Below are 17,191 nucleotides of genomic sequence, written 5' to 3'. Positions count from 1 at the left end.
GAGGTTTTCTTTTGAACTAGATGTCTATTACATCATGCCAGGCATTCCGCCCATTCCACCCATTGGAGGAACTTCAGGTTTGTCTTCCGGCAAATCAGCAATCATGCACTCAGTTGTGAGGATGAGGCTGGAGACAGAAGCGGCATTCTGAAGGGCTGTACGAGTAACCTTAGTCGGGTCCAAAACGCCCATTTCAATCATGTCGCCATATTCGCCTGTCTGAGCATTGAAACCGAAGTTTCCTTTGCCGTTAGCAACGCGATCTACTACAACACTTGGTTCATCACCGGCATTGCGAACGATCTGGCGCATTGGTTCTTCCATAGCGCGCAAGACGATCTTGATACCAGCGTCTTGTTCAGGGTTGTCACCCTTAAGATCTTTGATAGCCTGTTTAGCACGGATAAGAGCAACACCGCCGCCGGCAACAACGCCTTCTTCAACAGCAGCACGTGTAGCATGCAGAGCATCTTCAACACGAGCTTTCTTTTCTTTCATTTCAACTTCAGTAGCAGCACCGACCTTAATCAATGCAACACCGCCTGCCAACTTGGCAACGCGTTCCTGAAGTTTTTCACGATCGTAATCGCTGGAAGTTTCTTCAATCTGCTTACGAATCTGTTTAACTCTAGCTTCGATCTTGTCTTCCTTACCGGCTCCGTCGATGATAGTTGTGCTTTCTTTGTTAACTTCGACTTTCTTAGCAGAGCCAAGTTCGTTCAAAGTTGCTTTGTCGAGGCTCAAGCCGACATCGCTGCTGATGACTGTACCGCCTGTGAGGATAGCGATATCTTCGAGCATAGCTTTACGGCGGTCACCGAAGCCAGGAGCCTTAACGGCAACTGTCTTCAATACGCCGCGGATGCTGTTGACAACCAATGTTGCAAGAGCTTCGCCGTCGATGTCTTCAGCGATGATGAGCAACGGCTTGCCGGCCTTAGCAACCTGTTCAAGGATTGGGAGAAGATCGCGAATGTTGCTGATCTTCTTTTCAACCAACAGGATGTATGGGTTGTCTAACAAAGCGACTTGTTTGTCAGGATTGTTGATGAAGTACGGAGAGAGGTAGCCGCGATCAAACTGCATACCTTCGACAACTTCAAGTTCATTGTGGAGGCTCTTGCCGTCTTCAACGGTAATAACGCCTTCCTTACCAACCTTGTCCATTGCTTCAGCAATGATGTCGCCGATTTCGTGATCGGAGTTAGCAGAAATAGCACCGACCTGTGCGATTTCTTTGCTGGTTGTTGTTGGTTTGCTGAGTTTATGGAGTTCTGCGATAGCAGCGGCGACAGCCTTGTCGATACCGCGCTTCAAGTCCATTGGGCTCATGCCGGCAGCAACAAACTTCATGCCTTCGTCAACGATAGCTTGTGCCAAAACGGTAGCTGTTGTTGTACCGTCACCGGCGTTGTCGCTGGTCTTGGAAGCAACTTCCTTAACCATCTGAGCGCCCATATTTTCAAATTTGTCTTTGAGCTCTACTTCTTTGGCAACGGAAACACCGTCTTTAGTGATTGTAGGACCGCCGAAAGCGCGTTCCAAAACAACGTTGCGGCCCTTAGGTCCCAAAGTAACCTTAACGGCGTCAGCCAAAACGTTTACGCCGCGAACCATGCGGGTACGCGCGTCATTGCCAAACAAAACTTGCTTAGAAGCCATTTTGAAAAGATCTCCTATTCCTAAATTATTTATTCTTTGCCGCTTATTCCAAGACACCCATGATGTCTTCTTCGCGCATTACAAGATATTCTTCTCCGCCAACTTTAACGGTCTGTCCGGAGTACTTGCCGAACAAGACACGATCGCCGACCTTAACGTCCATCGGAATTAATTTTCCTGCGTCATCGCGCTTGCCAGGACCAACTGCTAAAACTTCACCTTGATCTGGTTTTTCGCCGGCAGCATCAGGAATGTAGAGGCCGGAAGCAGTACGGGTTTCTGGTTCAACGCGCTTGACGATCACGCGGTCGTGCAAGGGACGAATATTCATCTTATAACTCCTTATCTTTTAAAAATCTAAGTCACGCTATTGTGCTAGTGACTATGTGGGGACCATCTTTTATTTTTCAAGTCCCCTCGTGCGACTAGGTATAAATACTAACAACATCCAAAATGGGTTGGGTGTTATTTCTCGACAATCTGTAAGAAATATCAAATTTTATACCGTGGAAATTTTATTCAAGTGCCCAAAAAAGGTTTATCTTCCAAGCTCAGAACTAGAAAGAAAATCAATCTGTGTTAAACCACATCCGTTCAAGTGCGCACTAAGTTAGAAGAAGACGCGATGAAGAGTAAATTTATTCAGTATCTATGCTTGTCGGCATTCGCCTTAACCTGTTCCTTGGGAGGGTTTGCGAACGCTTCTGCTCCCTCTAAAGAGCCGCAAAAAACTAAAACCGTTGCCAAGAAGACGGCAGCCCCTAAGAAAGCATCCGTGCCAAAGAAAGCTGTGCGTCCGGTCAAGAAAACCGTTAAGAAGAATACTGCTAGAACGGCTTTGACTAAAGCAAAAAAGGCGGTTGTCCCACTATCGGCGGCGGCAATCCCTTCAGCTTTGGCTCTTTCTTCCGGAAGCGCCTCCGGTACAGTCTCAGAATTACCATCTGAAATTTCGCATGCAATGTTAAGGGCCCGCGTAGATAAAAACGATCTTTCTATCGCGGTGATTCCGCTCGGTTCTGAGGGCAAAAAACTTTTGGTTAATGCCAACCAACCGAGAATTCCTGCTTCCGTAGAAAAAATAGTCACCTCTGCCGCAGCTTTGGATTTACTTGGCCCTTCAAAGGTTTGGTCAACTTTCATTGCCTCCGAAGCCGAGCCGGAAAACGGCACGCTGAAAGGAGACTTATATTTGATTGGTTCCGGTGACCCGTATCTAACAATCGAGAGGTTTTGGCTGCTGTTGGATAACCTCCGAGCCAGAGGAATCAAAACCATTGACGGCGACATAATTCTTGATCGAAGCTCTTTTCAAGTGCCGGCACATGATCCGTTTGCTTTCGATGGAGAAGGCAACCGACCATATAACCTCGGCCCTGACGCTCTGCTCATTAACTCTCGCTCCTTAATCATTAGATTCAGACCGGATCCGAAAAAAGGGGTTGCTTATCTTTATCCCGAACCTAACCTTGAAGGCATCAAGCTTCCTGAAAGTATTCCGCTCAGCAAAGAAGTATGCGGAGCCTGGCGAAAGCAAATTAACCCGGACTACTCCAATCCTTACCACCCGGTCTTCAAGGGTAAATATCCTTCCAGCTGCGGTGCTAAAAATTTGATGTATACCGCCTTTGCTCAAAACGAATATGTGAATGCGGTTTTCTCTTCTATGTGGAAACAGATGGGAGGAGAATGGAAAGGAACGGTCAAGAACGGAAAAGCTCCGGAAGAACGCACAGTCCTCGCCAGTTCTTATTCTGACCCGCTTACTAAGCTTGCCTACAACATGAACAAGTACAGCAATAACTTGATTGCTCGGCAATTGTTCTTAGCCTTAGGTAAAACTGCAAAAGACGAGCCCAAGAATTTAGCTAGCAGCCGCGAAACAATGAAAGAATGGGCGCAGACATTAAAAATCTCTCCGAGAGAACTCTATCTCGATAATGGGTCAGGCTTGTCTAGGAACTCTCAACTTTCGGCAGCAGCTGCTGCCAGAGTGCTTGAGTATATGTGGAACCATAAAGCCATGGCTGAGTATATGGCCTCCATGCCGATTTCCGGAATTGACGGAACCATGAAAAAACGGCCCGTTGCCAAGGGGCAAGCACATATAAAGACCGGATATATTGCCGGAGTTCGCTCCATCGCCGGATACGTACTGACGGCCTCAGGCAAGCGCTATGCGGTAGCGGCCATAATCAATGGAAACGCAGCTATCAACGCAATACCCGTAATGGACGCAATTATCGACTGGGTATACTCCGAGTGCTAGACTTTTTACAGTTATATAAGGAGATCTACACCTATGAGCGACAGAGTAGAAAACATAATTCGTGACAATGTCAATGAAGCTTTGGAACAAGCAGATGAGCTTCTTAAGAAAGCTGCAAACGCATCGGATGAAAATGCAAAAGAATTGCAGGAACAAGCTAAGAAGAAATTACGCATGGCTCGCGAAACTCTTGCTGATTTTTATCAGAACGCGTCCTCTCAAGGTAAGGAAATTGCTGAAGATATCAACTCATGCGTCCATGAAAATCCATGGCGTGCTGTCGGTATTGCTGCAGCAGCCGGCGTCCTCCTTGGCTTACTTATCGCAAAGAAGTAAATAAATGACAAAGTCCGTTCCACCGAAGAATGATGCTTCGCTGAGATCTATTCTCGACTTGTTCGTTGAAGGCTTGGCCACGCGCGCTCAGATTTTCGGTCTTGAGCTCTCGGTGGCTAAGGACAACACGGCGAAAAGCGCCCTCAATATGGTGTTAGCCGCATTGTTCGGCATTTTCGCCTTAGTCTTCATCTCAGTAGCTTTATTGGTTATCTTCTGGGATGACCACAGAATATTTGTTGCATGCTGTCTGGCAGGCTTTTACACGGTGATGTTTCTTTTTTTCCTCGCAAGAGCAAAAAATTTGGCATCTAATCTTCCATATGCCTTTACAGAGTCAAAGCAGATTATTTCTAACGACTTAGAAGCCCTGCGCCGTTCATTAAACACTCCGACTCATAAAGATCAGGAGGAGAAATAAGATGCAAGCCAATGAAGATGTCGCCAAGAAGCTAGCTGACCTCACTATGAAAGCAAAGCTCGAGAGAGCTGAGCTTCAGCAGGAAATATACGAAATCCGCAATAAGCCTCGCTCTTTGGCAAATGTCGGAGTTGCGGCTTATAAGACGGCCCGCACGATAGGTTTGGATGAAATGAAAGTTATCCTTCCTATTGCCAAAACGGTACTTCTTCCCGCAGGAATTGCTCTCGGAAGAATTCTTGCTGAGAAAAGCAGTCCTAAAAGAGTCGCAGGAGTAGCTGGGATAGTCCTGGGCGCCTTTGGTATCTTAAAAGGCATCCAATACGACAAGAATCGCAGGGCTCGCAAAGAGGAAGAAAAAGAATATCTTCCTGAAGTGATTGAAGAGCCATCCCAAAAAAGTAAATAGCTTTTGACCGCTATGCCGAAAAGACGCTGTTATGGCGTCTTTTCTGCATTTAAATTAAAGAGAGTATTCTCTTGCTTGCGTCTTGCATGGATTGCCATCCGTCAAATACAGCTTCTTGTCTGTAACATCAACAACCATCGACCACAAAGACCGATGTCGGTGATACACGGCAACTGTTTCGTCATCATGACGGCAGACGCCTTCAGGATGTCCTGCGTGATCCGACAAGACTCGGAAAAGGCCTTCAACAGTCATTTTTCCTTCTTGTTTAACCAATCTTCTGGCTCGATCAAGACGGATGAACGTTGAATTGTAGGAATAATTAGTTGCTTCTCCTCCCAAAATCATCTTCATGGAAAGCCAATGGTTAGAATGGCAAATTGTCTCACCGTCAGACAGCAGGATATCCATATCGATTGGTGCATATTCAATGAAGAGAAGCAGACCGTCCGAGCTCGTCAATCCGACACATCCGCTTCCGGCGCGTTTGGCTTTTGCAATGGCATCGATGGCTTTAGGAATAGTTCGGCAAGACAAAGCGCCTCTTAAAAGTACTATTGCCGGAACACCACTCCTTCCATTCCGCGCGGATAAAGCATTAAGAGACAGCGCGATCCCGTTTTCATTCAAGCCTTTTCCGCCTACCAAACCTGCTTCGGTAATAATAAGTGCTTTGGGATAAGGAGCTTGCTCTACCTCCACAATTACAGTAGTGCCTTCACCGATGGACCACCAGTCCCAATTCTGAGCTAGGTAGGTATGACCGCTTGCGCTTGCCTCCGGGGGAACGCCGATAGCTGTACAGGCATCTTCGCCTAATTTAGCCTTGGCAAACATTATCTCGGAGCGGCAATTCAAAGTTAGGATTGTGACAAAGTCAACACCGGCACCGTCTGCAATGCCTTGCATTTCCTCTATCAAATCCGGACGATAGTCTTCTATTTCTTTCCGAAACGGTTCGGATAGCTTAAGAGCCTTGTCCCAATTGATAAAAGCTTCTTTTTCGAAAAGAACTTTATATTCTTCAATAACCTTAAAAATTCTTTCCTTTGCTTGGCTTCCGTACTGGAAACCTCTTTCATACGGAGAGCCGGAAATCTTTATGAACTGATGCATCTATTCATTCCTTTTTCTCTAGAGTTAGCCGTTCGCATTCAAGTAGCCGCAAACTGAAGATTACGAATTGACGGCGATGCTTTGTTCGCTACATTGTAGAGATTAAGTTTGGCTTTTGCTTCTGAGTTCACTCAAGAACTTCTGGAAATCACCTGTTTACTACAAGTGTTCCAAGAAAATCCCAGAAAAAAGGATGACAGCTAAGCTGGACCTCTCACGGGGTTTATTCCAGGTCGAGAAGTTCCAGCTTGCAGTTCTGATTAGGCACTTGGCAGCCAAGAGTCTCTTTGACGAGTGTGACGCGGAGCTAAATGTTGAATCAGTTTAATCTTGTGCATTGGGTCAGGATTTCCGCTTACAAGCTTGAAGTACATTGAATCGGGCACCATGGAACCGGCACGGTGAGCAGTTTCCTTAGCGATCGCACTAATCATTGCATTCCAATCAACGAGAAGCACTGAATTCTCTTCGGCTTTCTCATCACGTTTCCATGAAAAAGCATTTCTCAAGGGAATTAGAGGAGAAAGGAAAACGTAGGCCGAAACCATAAAGAGCACAAAAGCCGTACCATATGCCGATGTATCCAAGCCATGGACACCGAGCCCTTCGTAAAACCAAGGCTTGGAAACAACCTCGCCAAGAAGCCAGAAGAAAAGGAAAGAGACAATAAGCAAAGCCGTCCAAGTCATAAAGCTATGACTTTGCTTGTACTGACATACCTTATTAGCGATGAGTGCCTCAATTTCAAGCGGTGAAAGGTGCTCAAGAACGTACTTGCTGAGAATAATCTTCTTATTGAATCCGTATCCAACGATTTGGACGCCTTCAGAGTTTTTTGCATCCTTTTCTTCATCCACAAAAAGTTTTGCTGATTCAAAACGGATTCGTCGTTGGAAAGCCTGCAACCGCTCTTTCAGGTCACCGTTAGTCATTGGACGTACAGCATCTCCATTAAAGGAGAAGCCAAAATGTACGGCAAGACCAATTCCAAAAACAGCTAAAGCAGCCCAGAACCACCACAAACCAGAACCGGACATCCAAATCGGCAGTACTGCTAACGGAACAAGTGTGCAGAAGACTAAGCGCTTCAAGAAACTGCTTTGTCCGGGAACTGCAAGCTTATTTTGACCAAAAGCAGAGAAGACCAAGTCAATAGCGGCAAAAACAGCTAATACGCCGAATACGATGAAATATTGCGTTAGCAACCCGCTACCGAAATTAGCAAGCAATGTCGAACTAAACCAGCCTAAAACTCCTCCATATGTCAGAAGAAGGATTGCCACCAAGTTTGTAATTCTATGAATTTCAGACACTTTCGCTTCATGAAGGCACAAATCGGAGGTTTTCTGATGCTCAGACAAACTTACGTAATCCGAAAAGACATGAGGGACAGTGTCTCGGTGTAGTTTGACTGAACGAACTTGCCTTACATAAAAATAAAAAATCAATAAGGCGTTTCCAAATAAGAACAGTAAAAAAAGAATTTCAAAAGCCATTACCTCACCCATCTTTTTTGTATTTTTTAGGATCTTAGGAATTACCAGTACAAAGATAGATGAGAGTAACGCTTTAGGTGCATAGAACGCACCATTAGGAGCGATCCAATTTGTAACGGAGCCTTAACTTTCGGCTAGCCGATTACATCTGGAAGCGCTTTTGTTTTATTTATGCAAAATATTTTTGGAAATGCCTAGATCAGGTTGACTGCTATCAGTAAGAAGGGCAGAACAACAATCATTCCAACGGTAGAAGCTCCTATAGCTTCTGAGGCAAATTCTTCATCTCCTCCGTACCCTTTGGACAAGACTGCAATCACGGAAGAAACCGGCAAAGCTGAAGCAAGGATGAAACACTTCCGCATAAGGGGATCCATATCCAGCGGCATTGTGCATAAGTACATCACCAGCGGCCGTATCACAAAGCAGGACAGAAGAACAAGCCAAACCTCTCTCGGCATCTTTCTTAACTTATCCACTCCAATTTGGTGAATAGTAATGCCTACAAAGATAAGGGCTAACGGTGTCGTCAGCTGGCCTAAGTAGCGAGTCGAAACTTGGATGAAATTTGGAACCGTTATTGAAGAAAGAACCACTGCGAGACCTAAAAGGAACGCCAATAAGGGAGGAGACAAAAGCATCCTCAAACCTTTAAGCGAAATAATTTTAGGAGCAACTCCCGTTCCTTTACGCACTCCGTCCATCTGTATATTAAAAAGGCCAACCGTCCAAATAAACACGCAGTTGGCAAAGAAGTACACCAATAAGTACGGAATACCGTCTGAACCATACATCGTCGACACTAAAGGCACGCCGACAAATAAAACGGTTGCTGCCGAAAAAGCCGCGATAAAAGTCCCTTTCAAATGAGGTCTTACCCAACCTAAGCGGATAAAGAGCAGAGAAATAAAATAATTAATAGCGACGGTTAGAAATGGGACTCCCGCAAAAGTCAAAAGATTCAGTAACTCATCGTGAGAAAATTTTGAAATTACCGAATAGAACAGAAAGCATGGAATTGAAGTGTTTACTAACTTCGAAACAGTTGCGCGACTAGACGGCGAATCAAAATATCTTTTTCTAGACAGCCAGACTCCAAAGCCAATAATGGTCAATAAAACAAAAAGCGCGGAGATGGACTGTAATATCGTAGAGGCTAGCATTCTTATTTTTCTCCTGAGGCTGTCTAAGTCTACCTCACCTTAAGTCCTCTCTATCTCTTAAGGAAAATCTTTTTCCGTGTTCTCGTGGAGATTTGCACGGTTCTTATTCATAGATTCATTGCTTGAAGCATCGGATTTTGCATGATGCAATGCTTTAGGAGACGACGGATTGTTCTGCTGCGTAATCAAAAAAAGGCCAGCTTGAGGCAAAGCAAAAGCTGCAGGAAACTCCGCTTTTAAGAAGTTCTCTGCAGCTTTGTGCCGTCTTACGAGTGATTAAGATTCCTTCACAGAAGAATTCTCTTCCGGAAGCTTAGAAATCAAGATTCTGTCAAGACGTCGTCCGTCCATTTCTAAAACATAGAACTCCCAGCCATCCCATTTGACCTTGTCACCCTGGCGAGGAATTCTTTCGAGCAGGAACATCACCATACCTCCAACGGTGGTGTAATGGTCTTCCTCTTCTTCCGGAACTTCATCGATATCGAGCAAGTCCTTCAACTCCGGAATAGGAAGCAAGCCGTCCACTTCGAAAGAGTTCTCGCCTTTTTTGATAATTTGGGCATCTTCCGGAGTCGTCGGAGTAAATTCTCCGGCAATAGCTTCCAGCACATCGTGAGGAGTCACCAACCCGAGAATTGCTCCGTATTCATCAACCACAAAAGCTAAAGAAGCAGAATTCTTTCTAAAATTCTCCAACAGCTCCATGCCGGTTAAAGATTCCGGTACGAAAACCAGCGGTTCATATTGATCCTGAGCCTTGAAGTTAGGCTTTCCGGTCTGAACCATTTGCTTAAGAAGCTGGCGTGTTGTCACAATGCCCTTAACTTCATCCAAACCGCCGTTGCAGACCGGCAGACGAGAATAAGGAGAATTCAAAATCTTCTCCATATTAACTTCTCTGCTGTCCTGCAGATCGATGAATTCCACTTCACTTCTTGGAATCATCAAAGAAGCAACTAGTCTGTCATCGAGACGGAATACATTTCTGACCATCGTGTGCTCTTGAGCATCCAACACCCCGGTTTCTCCGCCTTCTTCAATCATCGAGTGAATTTCTTCTTCTGTCAGCTGCTGACTGTTATTTTGAATACCAAGTAACTTCAGTAAAGACTCAGTAGAAACAGATAGCAATTTGACAAATGGAAGCGCAATGAAAGCCAACCAATGAATTGGTTTAGCTACAAATCTTGCGATGGCATCAGCTGCAATCTGACCAACTCTCTTAGGAACAAGTTCGCCGATGACGATAGAGAAATAAGTAATACCGATTACCACACAAGCCATGGCTAAGCCGCGGGCAGTCGCCTCGTTCAGCGGAAAAGCCTCGGTCAGCACCTTAGAGAGAGGATCGACAAGTGCGAACTCACCCAAAATACCGGACAAAATCCCGATAGAAGTGATACCCACTTGAATTGTCGATAAAGCCCTTGTCGGATTTTCAGAGAGCATAAGAGCCAACTTGGCCCCCGGTGCATCATCTTCAGCAAGCATTTGTAGTTTGGTACGCCGGGCTGTCACAATGGCAATTTCGCTCATGGCAAAAAAGCCATTCAAACAAATCAATAAGAATAAACAGCCGACATCTATCCAGACGCTCATTTTTAACCTTTTAGTAAATCCAATAACCCATTGACAGCTTCTTCAACACATTGCTCTCTGACTTGCTGTCTGTCGCCCTCAAAATGGAAGCGAATAATATTCGGCATTTCGTCTTTAAGACCCCAGCCTAAGAAAACGGTTCCCACAGGCTTGCCCGGTTCTTCACCGCCGGGGCCTGCAATGCCGCTGACTGCTACTGCAACTTGAGCATTAGAGTTCTTTAAAGCTCCTACTACCATTTGAGCAACACAGTCGTTGCTGACGGCACCATACTTTTCCAAGATGCTCTGAGACACTCCCAACATTTCATGCTTTGCTGTGTTGTTATAAGTCACAAAGCCTCTATCAAACCAGTCGCTGGCTCCCGGAAGCTCGGTCAAAGCTGCAGCAATCATACCGCCGGTGCAAGACTCGGCAGTTGCGACTTTCAAATTACGGTCTTTTAATACATCTGCCAGGTCGGCAATCTTTGCTTTTAATTCGTTTTTCATTAGAAAACCTTCCACATTAGTTCTGCATTAAGGAAATACACAAGCAGCCATGCGACCCCGTTGACAACCAAAAGCGTATACAAAGCTGCAAAAACATCATCAATCATCACTGTCCAGCCTGATTGAGGACCATTATCAAGTCCGGCTGCAGGCGGCAATTTAACAATGTCAAAAAATCTAAACACCAGTACTCCGGCCAATTGCCAAAACAAACCGGTCGGACAAAGAAGAAGCACCAACCAAACGGCAACCACTTCATCGATCACGATTGAGCCGTGATCCATTTTTTTTAACACGGCCTCGCACTTCGGAATAGCGATGACTCCGACAATAAAACATAGAATCGTCAGAATCCACATCAACCCTCTTCCGCCCAAAGGCTCCAAAATAAGAAAGGCCAACCATGCTGCAAACGACCCCCACGTTCCGGGCCCCGGTGTTAAACAGCCCGCTCCGAAAAAAGTCGTAAATATGAGCCACGGGTTCTTGTAAACCTCTTTAATACTTGGCGCAGTGACAGAGTAATCTTTCATAATTTAGGCAAAGTGATTAAAACTTTTCGAAAGCTCAATGGACTTCCCGTCTTGATCCATTACTCGCAGAGGTTCAACGGCCGAGACAATTTCTCCTATTCTCGTCACTTTGACGGCGCCTCCCTCATTAAGATTCTCGATCTGAGCTCGTTGATTCTTCGGTGCCGTAAACAGAAGTTCGTAATCATCGCCGCCCGAAAGGACACACCTTCTCTGGACTTTCTCAGGGAGCCGTTTCATTTGCTCGGAACGCGGAAAATCTTTCCAGTACAAAATTGCTGAAACCTTTGATCTCTCAAGAATATGTCCCAAATCTCCAACCAGACCGTCGGAAATATCACAACAGGCCGTAGCCACGCTTTTTAATTTTTGTCCAAGCTCAACTCTCGGCGTCGGCGTATCCATGCGTGCTTTGAAATAAGAGAAATCGTTTACGGGAACTTCAAACTGACCCCAGATTGAACCCAAGGCCGCATAGGCATCTCCCGGAGTTCCCGAAACCCAAATGTCGTCACCCGGTTTAGCCCCTCCGCGGGTCATATAAGAATCACCTTCAACTTCTCCCATAGCGCAGATAGAAATGCAGGTCTTTCCCGGCATACCGTTAACGGATGCGGCTTTGGTTGTGTCTCCCCCGCGCAAAGGGCAATGAAATCTCTCAGCTTCCTCAAAGAGGCCTTTAGAAAAACCTTTTAGCCACACAGGGTCGGCTTCAGGAAGTGCAATAGAGAGGAAAAAAGCTTTTGGAGAGGCTCCGGCCGCCGCCAAATCTGACAAATTAACGGCCAAAGCTTTTCTGCCGACCGTATAAGGATCGGCATCATCAAGAAAATGAGTGCCTAAAGCCATCATATCTGCGGTGACAGCTAACTTCACGGCCCCAATAGTAAGGATGGCGCAATCGTCTCCGATCGAAGAGGAAGGCCAAGCGCCCGCACCTATCTCCGGACGAACAAAGAATCTCTTGATCAAAGAAAATTCGTCAAGAGATCCCTGGCCCTCCGAGATACTACACGGACTGTCGTCTGCATCTGCCGGCATTATCTAGCTTCGTGCGGACGAAGTTCCGGGACCAATTTATCCAGAACGCCGTTGACATAACGGAAACCGTCTGTACCGCCAAAGCTCTTAGCAAGCTCGACACCTTCGTTAATAACAACACGATAAGGTGTAGTGGTATGCTTCAACTCATAGGTACCAATCAAAAGAATAGCTCTTTCGACCGGAGAAAGGCTCTTGGTTTCGCGATCCAAATGTTTTTGGTAAACCTCTTCAAGTCCGGCAAAGTCTTCAACGGCACCGTGGAACAATTCGCGATAAAAATCAGAATCGGTTTCAGAGAAACCTTCCATCTCATAAATGTTGAGATCGATACCGTCCGGATCATTTCCGGTTAAAAGCCATTGATAAATGCCTTGAAGAGCAAACTCTCTTGCACGTCTGCGTGCACTTCTGCCGCCGCGTTTCTTGGCAACAGGAGAGTCAGATTGCTGTGATGCCATCTTTGTTATTCCTTGTTTACTACTCGGCTTGTCCGTAGCCAAGCAGTTTGTCAGTTCTTACTTTTAAGTTACCCATTTCTACGGCAACATTAGCAGCGTCCGTACCTTTTTCTACAACTCTTGCTTTTGCCTGTTCTTCGTTTTCAACAGTCAGAATGCAGTTAGCAATAGAAATAGCTTCGGCGCCAATCATGTCGGTAATGCCTCTGGAGGACTCGTTAGCAACTAATTCGAAATGATAAGTCTCGCCTCTGATAACACAGCCAATTGCGACCATGGCTTCCAATTCCGTGGATTCGTAAAGCTGGTAAAGTGCAAACGGGATCTCAAGAGCGCCGGGAACTGTTACGACAGTGATGTTTTCTTCCTTAACTCCAAGCTTCTTCAATTGAGCAAGACAAGCTTCGAGCATGGCGTTGCAGGCCCACTCGTTAAATCTTGCAACAACGATACCGACCCTTAATGCGCTTCCGTCTTTATTTGGTTCAATGAAATTAATAGCCACAACTGACTCCTAGAAAAGAGATTTTTTGATTCTAACAAAGCGGTGCTTAGAAGGAGTTTTCTTCGCACCTTCTTAAGCACCCAGAATATTTAATTTTCAAAAATAATTAGCAATGTGACAATGAGTACATACGCTCAATGTAGCGAGCAACGGTATCCACCTCAACATTGACTAGATCACGCTTCTTGGTGTACTTGAAAGAAGTGTGTTCGAAAGTATGAGGAATCAAGTTAATGGAAACTCTTGTTCCGGCGGGAGTATCTTCAACGGAGTTAATTGTCAAAGAGACGCCGTTGATGGTGATGGATCCTTTGTATGCCAGGAATTTTGCGAGCTTCATCGGGCATCTGACAACCAAATGCCAGGATTCTGCCTTCTGTTCCATCACTTCGACTTCGCCGACACCGTCAACATGGCCGCTGACGATATGGCCGTCAAGACGATCGCCGAGTCTCATGGCTTTTTCAAGGTTTACGTAGCCCCAGCCGTCAAGACCTGCGGTCTTCTCTAAGGACTCGGCCGAAACGTCAACTTTGAATCGTTTTTCATCGACTTCAACTACGGTCATGCATGCGCCGTTGATAGCGATAGAGTCTCCGATCTTCACACTGTCGAGTCCCAAATCCGGAGCTTCTACGTGAATTCTCAATCCATCACCAATCTCTTCGTTGTCACGAATTCGGCCGACAGCCTGAATAATTCCTGTAAACATCTTCTTCCTTTCTAAAGTTAATCTTCTTATTTTAACGGTCTAAGCTGAAATCTGACATCTTCGCCGACTTTCTGCATCGATTTGAATTCCAGTTGAGGGACTGCCTCCAAATTATGAAACGACGGCAAACGGAAAGCACGCATCCCCTCTCCCAAAAGCTTAGGAGCCATATATATCAGATACTCGTCGATAAGACCTAGTTCAGTCAAAGCTCCGTTTAATTTCGGGCCGGCTTCAACATGAATCTCATTGATTTCGCGCCGGGCAAGTTCTTTGATCAAAGCCTGCAAGTCTACTTTGCCGTCCGGACCCGGGAGTTCCAGGACCTCCACACCCATGTCTTCGAACACTTGAGCACGGACTATATCGTACCTCGCGCACACTAAAAGCACAGGCCCCGTCTCAAAAATCCTAAGCTCAGGATTAAGCGTCAAATGAGAATCAACTATGACTCTCAAAGGCTGTCTCTGAACATCAGGGAGTCTTACGTTCAACTGCGGATTATCAACCGCAACAGTGCTTGAACCCGTCAAGATGGCACCTGCACGAGCTCTCCACATCTGCCCGTCTTCTCGGGCAAGTTTGCCGGTAATCCATTTACTTTGGCCATTACTTAATGCAATGTCGCCGTCCAAACTCATTGCAATTTTGCTTCGGACGAAAGGAAGCCCGGTTCTCATCCGTTTTAAGAAACCGATGTTCATTTCTTCGGCCTCTTCTGCACAAATACCGGATTCAACCTGCACACCATTCTCTTCGAGCATCTTTAAGCCTCTTCCCGCAACGGCAGGATTCGGGTCTTTCAAAGCTGCAACTACGCGCCCGACTTTGGCGTTAATTAACGCCAAAGCACAGGGAGGAGTCCGTCCATAATGCGAACAAGGTTCCAACGAGACATAGACCGTTGCTCCTTCAACGCTCTCGCCTCTGGATTGAGCGTCTCGAAGCGCCATTACTTCAGCGTGAGCCTCCCCCGTTTTCTGGGTGAATCCCTCGCCGATAATTTTGCGGTCTTTTACAATCACACAGCCGACGGCCGGATTCGGAGGGCAGTTCGGGAGGGCGTTTTCAGCAAGAGCTAACGCCCTCTTCATGAAACTGATATCAGAAAAACTCATTTGCTTTTCTCCCTTTCGAGAACGTCTCCGAGTTTTTTCAAAGCCTCAGTGAAGTCCTCAGGCTTGGAGTAATTGAAATAGACTGAAGCAAAGCGAAGATAAGCGACCGAGTCGAGTTTTCTTAACTCGCTCATCACCAACTTTCCGACTTCCTTGGTCGAAATTTCTTTCTCTTTTCTCAGCTTCAGGTTTCTCTCGATCCTATCAATCGCCTCTTCAAGAAGGTCTGCTTTAACCGGTCTTTTCCTTAGAGCCAATTGCATTGAATTTCTCAACTTTTCTTGGCTGTAAGGCACTCGGGTCAAACCGTCTTTTTTAATTAAGACGGGAATGCACAAAGCAACCTTCTCGTAGGTCGTAAATCTGCTGTCACATTTAGGACACTTGCGTCTTCTTCGAACGGTTGTTCCCTCATCGCTAGTTCGGGAATCAATCACCTGAGTATCCTCGTACCCGCAGTATGGACAATTCATCACTCTCTCGACTTCTATGGTTCTCTGTAGACCGGGAAGCGAGCAACAAGGCTCTGCACTCTTTCTTTAACGTTCTTCAGTACCGCCTCGTCGTGAGGAGCATCTAAAACGTCGGCAATTAAAGAAGCAATTTCACGTGCTTCTTCTTCCTTCATGCCTCTTGTTGTCATAGCAGGGGAACCGATTCTGATGCCGCTCGTGACAAATGGTTTTTGCGGATCATTAGGAATGGAATTCTTATTTACGGTAATACCGACATCGTGAAGAACGGTTTCGGCTTCTTTACCGGTAATATTCTTTGAACGGAGGTCAACCAACATAACGTGGCTTTGAGTTCCGCCGGAAACAATACGCAGACCTCTCTTCTGCAATTCATCAGCGAAGACAGCTGCATTTTTGATAACCTGCTTTTGATACTCTTTGTATTCAGGCTGCAAGGCTTCATGCAAGGCGATAGCCTTACCGGCAATGACGTGCATTAAGGGGCCTCCCTGAATACCCGGGAACATAGCAGTATTAATTTGTTTTTCCAATTCCGGCTTGCAGAAAATCATGCCGCCTCTTGGCCCTCTCAATGTCTTGTGAGTTGTAGTTGTGACAATATCGGCGTAAGGGAAAGGAGAAGGGTAAACACCGGCTGCAATCAAGCCGGCGTAGTGGGCCATATCCACCATGAAATAAGCGCCAACTTTCTTAGCAATTTCTGCAAAGCGCTTGAAGTCGATATGCAATGAATAAGCGGAGGCGCCGGCAATGATGAGTTTCGGCTTATGTTCGAGAGCCAGCTTTTCCAAAGCGTCGTAGTCGATAGCTTCTTTTTCATTCAGACCATAACTGACGGCGTTGAACCACTTGCCGGACATGTTAAGTTTCATGCCGTGGGAAAGGTGACCGCCTTCTGCCAAGGACATTCCCATGACGGTGTCGCCGGGATTAAGCAATGCAAAAAACACTCCCATATTGGCCTGTGCACCGGAGTGAGGCTGTACATTCACAGCCATTTCAACGCCGCATGGTTCGCAGAAAAGCTTCTTAGCGCGTTCTTTAGCCAGTGTTTCAACTTCGTCAACGTATTCACAACCGCCGTAATATCTTTTTCCGGGGTAGCCCTCAGCATACTTATTTGTCAGAATACTGCCCTGTGCCTGAAGAACGGCAGGGGATGTGTAGTTTTCGGATGCGATCAGTTCAATCTGTTCTTCCTGTCGCTGGCTTTCTCTTTGGATGCTTGCCCATACTTCTGGATCAGTCTTTTCGATGGTGTTGTCCTTACTAAACACGGTTACCCTCCGGAATTGTTAAAGATAGTCACCAAATTATAGTGGTGACATGGGACAATCTCAGCTTCTTCCGAGAGTTATATACAGAATTCCGAGAAAAGAT

At 46.0% G+C, this 17,191-nt stretch carries 19 protein-coding genes; 4 read left to right on the top strand and 15 right to left on the bottom strand.

Annotation, left to right across the window (positions count from 1 at the left end; all coding sequences use genetic code 11):
* Window positions 1-27: 27 nt before the first annotated feature.
* The gene (gene groL, locus ACYQ4O_RS06120) at window positions 28-1,662 is read right to left on the bottom strand and encodes a chaperonin GroEL (protein ID WP_460175072.1); all 1,635 of its coding nucleotides are present in this window, start codon (window positions 1,660-1,662) and stop codon (window positions 28-30) included.
* Window positions 1,663-1,705: 43 nt separating this feature from the next.
* On the bottom strand, window positions 1,706-1,993 hold the full coding sequence (locus tag ACYQ4O_RS06115; RefSeq protein ID WP_282195668.1) for a co-chaperone GroES: 288 nt from the start codon (window positions 1,991-1,993) through the stop codon (window positions 1,706-1,708).
* Between the two features lie 294 nt (window positions 1,994-2,287).
* Between ACYQ4O_RS06115 and dacB the strand changes: the two genes are divergently transcribed.
* The 4 genes from dacB to ACYQ4O_RS06095 are packed head-to-tail and all read left to right on the top strand — an operon-like array spanning window position 2,288 to window position 5,097.
* On the top strand, window positions 2,288-3,931 hold the full coding sequence (gene dacB / locus ACYQ4O_RS06110) for a D-alanyl-D-alanine carboxypeptidase/D-alanyl-D-alanine endopeptidase (RefSeq protein WP_460175071.1): 1,644 nt from the start codon (window positions 2,288-2,290) through the stop codon (window positions 3,929-3,931).
* A 33-nt stretch (window positions 3,932-3,964) separates the two neighbouring features.
* Window positions 3,965-4,267 carry an ElaB/YgaM/YqjD family protein gene (locus ACYQ4O_RS06105; protein WP_460175070.1) on the top strand — a complete coding sequence of 101 codons (303 nt, stop codon included), beginning with the start codon at window positions 3,965-3,967 and terminating at the stop codon, window positions 4,265-4,267.
* 4 nt (window positions 4,268-4,271) lie between these two features.
* Window positions 4,272-4,688, top strand: coding sequence for a phage holin family protein (locus tag ACYQ4O_RS06100; RefSeq protein WP_308513204.1), 417 nt, complete (start codon window positions 4,272-4,274; stop codon window positions 4,686-4,688).
* Between the two features lies 1 nt (window position 4,689).
* Window positions 4,690-5,097, top strand: a complete 408-nt coding sequence (locus ACYQ4O_RS06095) for a hypothetical protein (RefSeq protein ID WP_308513203.1) — start codon at window positions 4,690-4,692, stop codon at window positions 5,095-5,097.
* Between the two features lie 54 nt (window positions 5,098-5,151).
* On the opposite strand, the gene ACYQ4O_RS06090 is transcribed toward ACYQ4O_RS06095, so the two are convergent.
* The 13 genes from ACYQ4O_RS06090 to glyA all read right to left on the bottom strand — a co-directional run bounded on the left by ACYQ4O_RS06090 (window position 5,152) and on the right by glyA (window position 17,088).
* Entirely contained in the window at window positions 5,152-6,213 is a 1,062-nt protein-coding gene (locus ACYQ4O_RS06090) for a C45 family autoproteolytic acyltransferase/hydolase (protein WP_460175069.1), read from the bottom strand.
* Between the two features lie 260 nt (window positions 6,214-6,473).
* The gene (locus tag ACYQ4O_RS06085; RefSeq protein ID WP_460175068.1) at window positions 6,474-7,709 is read right to left on the bottom strand and encodes a M48 family metalloprotease; all 1,236 of its coding nucleotides are present in this window, start codon (window positions 7,707-7,709) and stop codon (window positions 6,474-6,476) included.
* Between the two features lie 194 nt (window positions 7,710-7,903).
* Window positions 7,904-8,872, bottom strand: coding sequence for an AEC family transporter (locus ACYQ4O_RS06080; protein WP_308513200.1), 969 nt, complete (start codon window positions 8,870-8,872; stop codon window positions 7,904-7,906).
* A 276-nt stretch (window positions 8,873-9,148) separates the two neighbouring features.
* Entirely contained in the window at window positions 9,149-10,474 is a 1,326-nt protein-coding gene (locus tag ACYQ4O_RS06075; RefSeq protein WP_460175067.1) for a hemolysin family protein, read from the bottom strand.
* Window positions 10,475-10,476: 2 nt separating this feature from the next.
* Entirely contained in the window at window positions 10,477-10,965 is a 489-nt protein-coding gene (locus ACYQ4O_RS06070) for a CinA family protein (protein ID WP_460175066.1), read from the bottom strand.
* On the bottom strand, window positions 10,965-11,498 hold the full coding sequence (locus tag ACYQ4O_RS06065; protein WP_460175065.1) for a phosphatidylglycerophosphatase A family protein: 534 nt from the start codon (window positions 11,496-11,498) through the stop codon (window positions 10,965-10,967). The genes ACYQ4O_RS06070 and ACYQ4O_RS06065 overlap by 1 nt, the downstream gene beginning before the upstream one ends.
* Window positions 11,499-11,501: 3 nt before the next feature.
* On the bottom strand, window positions 11,502-12,539 hold the full coding sequence (thiL, locus tag ACYQ4O_RS06060; protein WP_460175064.1) for a thiamine-phosphate kinase: 1,038 nt from the start codon (window positions 12,537-12,539) through the stop codon (window positions 11,502-11,504).
* A complete protein-coding gene (nusB, locus tag ACYQ4O_RS06055) occupies window positions 12,539-13,000 on the bottom strand; it encodes a transcription antitermination factor NusB (RefSeq protein ID WP_066595238.1) in 462 nt (153 codons plus the stop codon). Before nusB ends, thiL begins: the two co-directional genes overlap by 1 nt.
* Before the next feature lie 19 nt (window positions 13,001-13,019).
* The gene (ribH, locus tag ACYQ4O_RS06050) at window positions 13,020-13,505 is read right to left on the bottom strand and encodes a 6,7-dimethyl-8-ribityllumazine synthase (protein ID WP_308514103.1); all 486 of its coding nucleotides are present in this window, start codon (window positions 13,503-13,505) and stop codon (window positions 13,020-13,022) included.
* 106 nt (window positions 13,506-13,611) lie between these two features.
* Window positions 13,612-14,217 carry a riboflavin synthase gene (locus ACYQ4O_RS06045; RefSeq protein ID WP_066595243.1) on the bottom strand — a complete coding sequence of 202 codons (606 nt, stop codon included), beginning with the start codon at window positions 14,215-14,217 and terminating at the stop codon, window positions 13,612-13,614.
* Between the two features lie 26 nt (window positions 14,218-14,243).
* Window positions 14,244-15,335 (bottom strand): bifunctional diaminohydroxyphosphoribosylaminopyrimidine deaminase/5-amino-6-(5-phosphoribosylamino)uracil reductase RibD, encoded by a 1,092-nt coding sequence (gene ribD / locus ACYQ4O_RS06040; RefSeq protein WP_460175063.1) that lies wholly within the window; start codon window positions 15,333-15,335, stop codon window positions 14,244-14,246.
* Window positions 15,332-15,808, bottom strand: coding sequence for a transcriptional regulator NrdR (gene nrdR, locus ACYQ4O_RS06035; RefSeq protein WP_308514105.1), 477 nt, complete (start codon window positions 15,806-15,808; stop codon window positions 15,332-15,334). The genes ribD and nrdR overlap by 4 nt, the downstream gene beginning before the upstream one ends.
* Window positions 15,809-15,822: 14 nt before the next feature.
* Window positions 15,823-17,088, bottom strand: coding sequence for a serine hydroxymethyltransferase (gene glyA / locus ACYQ4O_RS06030; protein WP_308514106.1), 1,266 nt, complete (start codon window positions 17,086-17,088; stop codon window positions 15,823-15,825).
* Window positions 17,089-17,191 lie beyond the last annotated feature (103 nt).

The organism is Turicimonas sp. TL08 (assembly GCF_054660695.1).
This window is presented reverse-complemented; position numbering and strand designations above follow the sequence as displayed.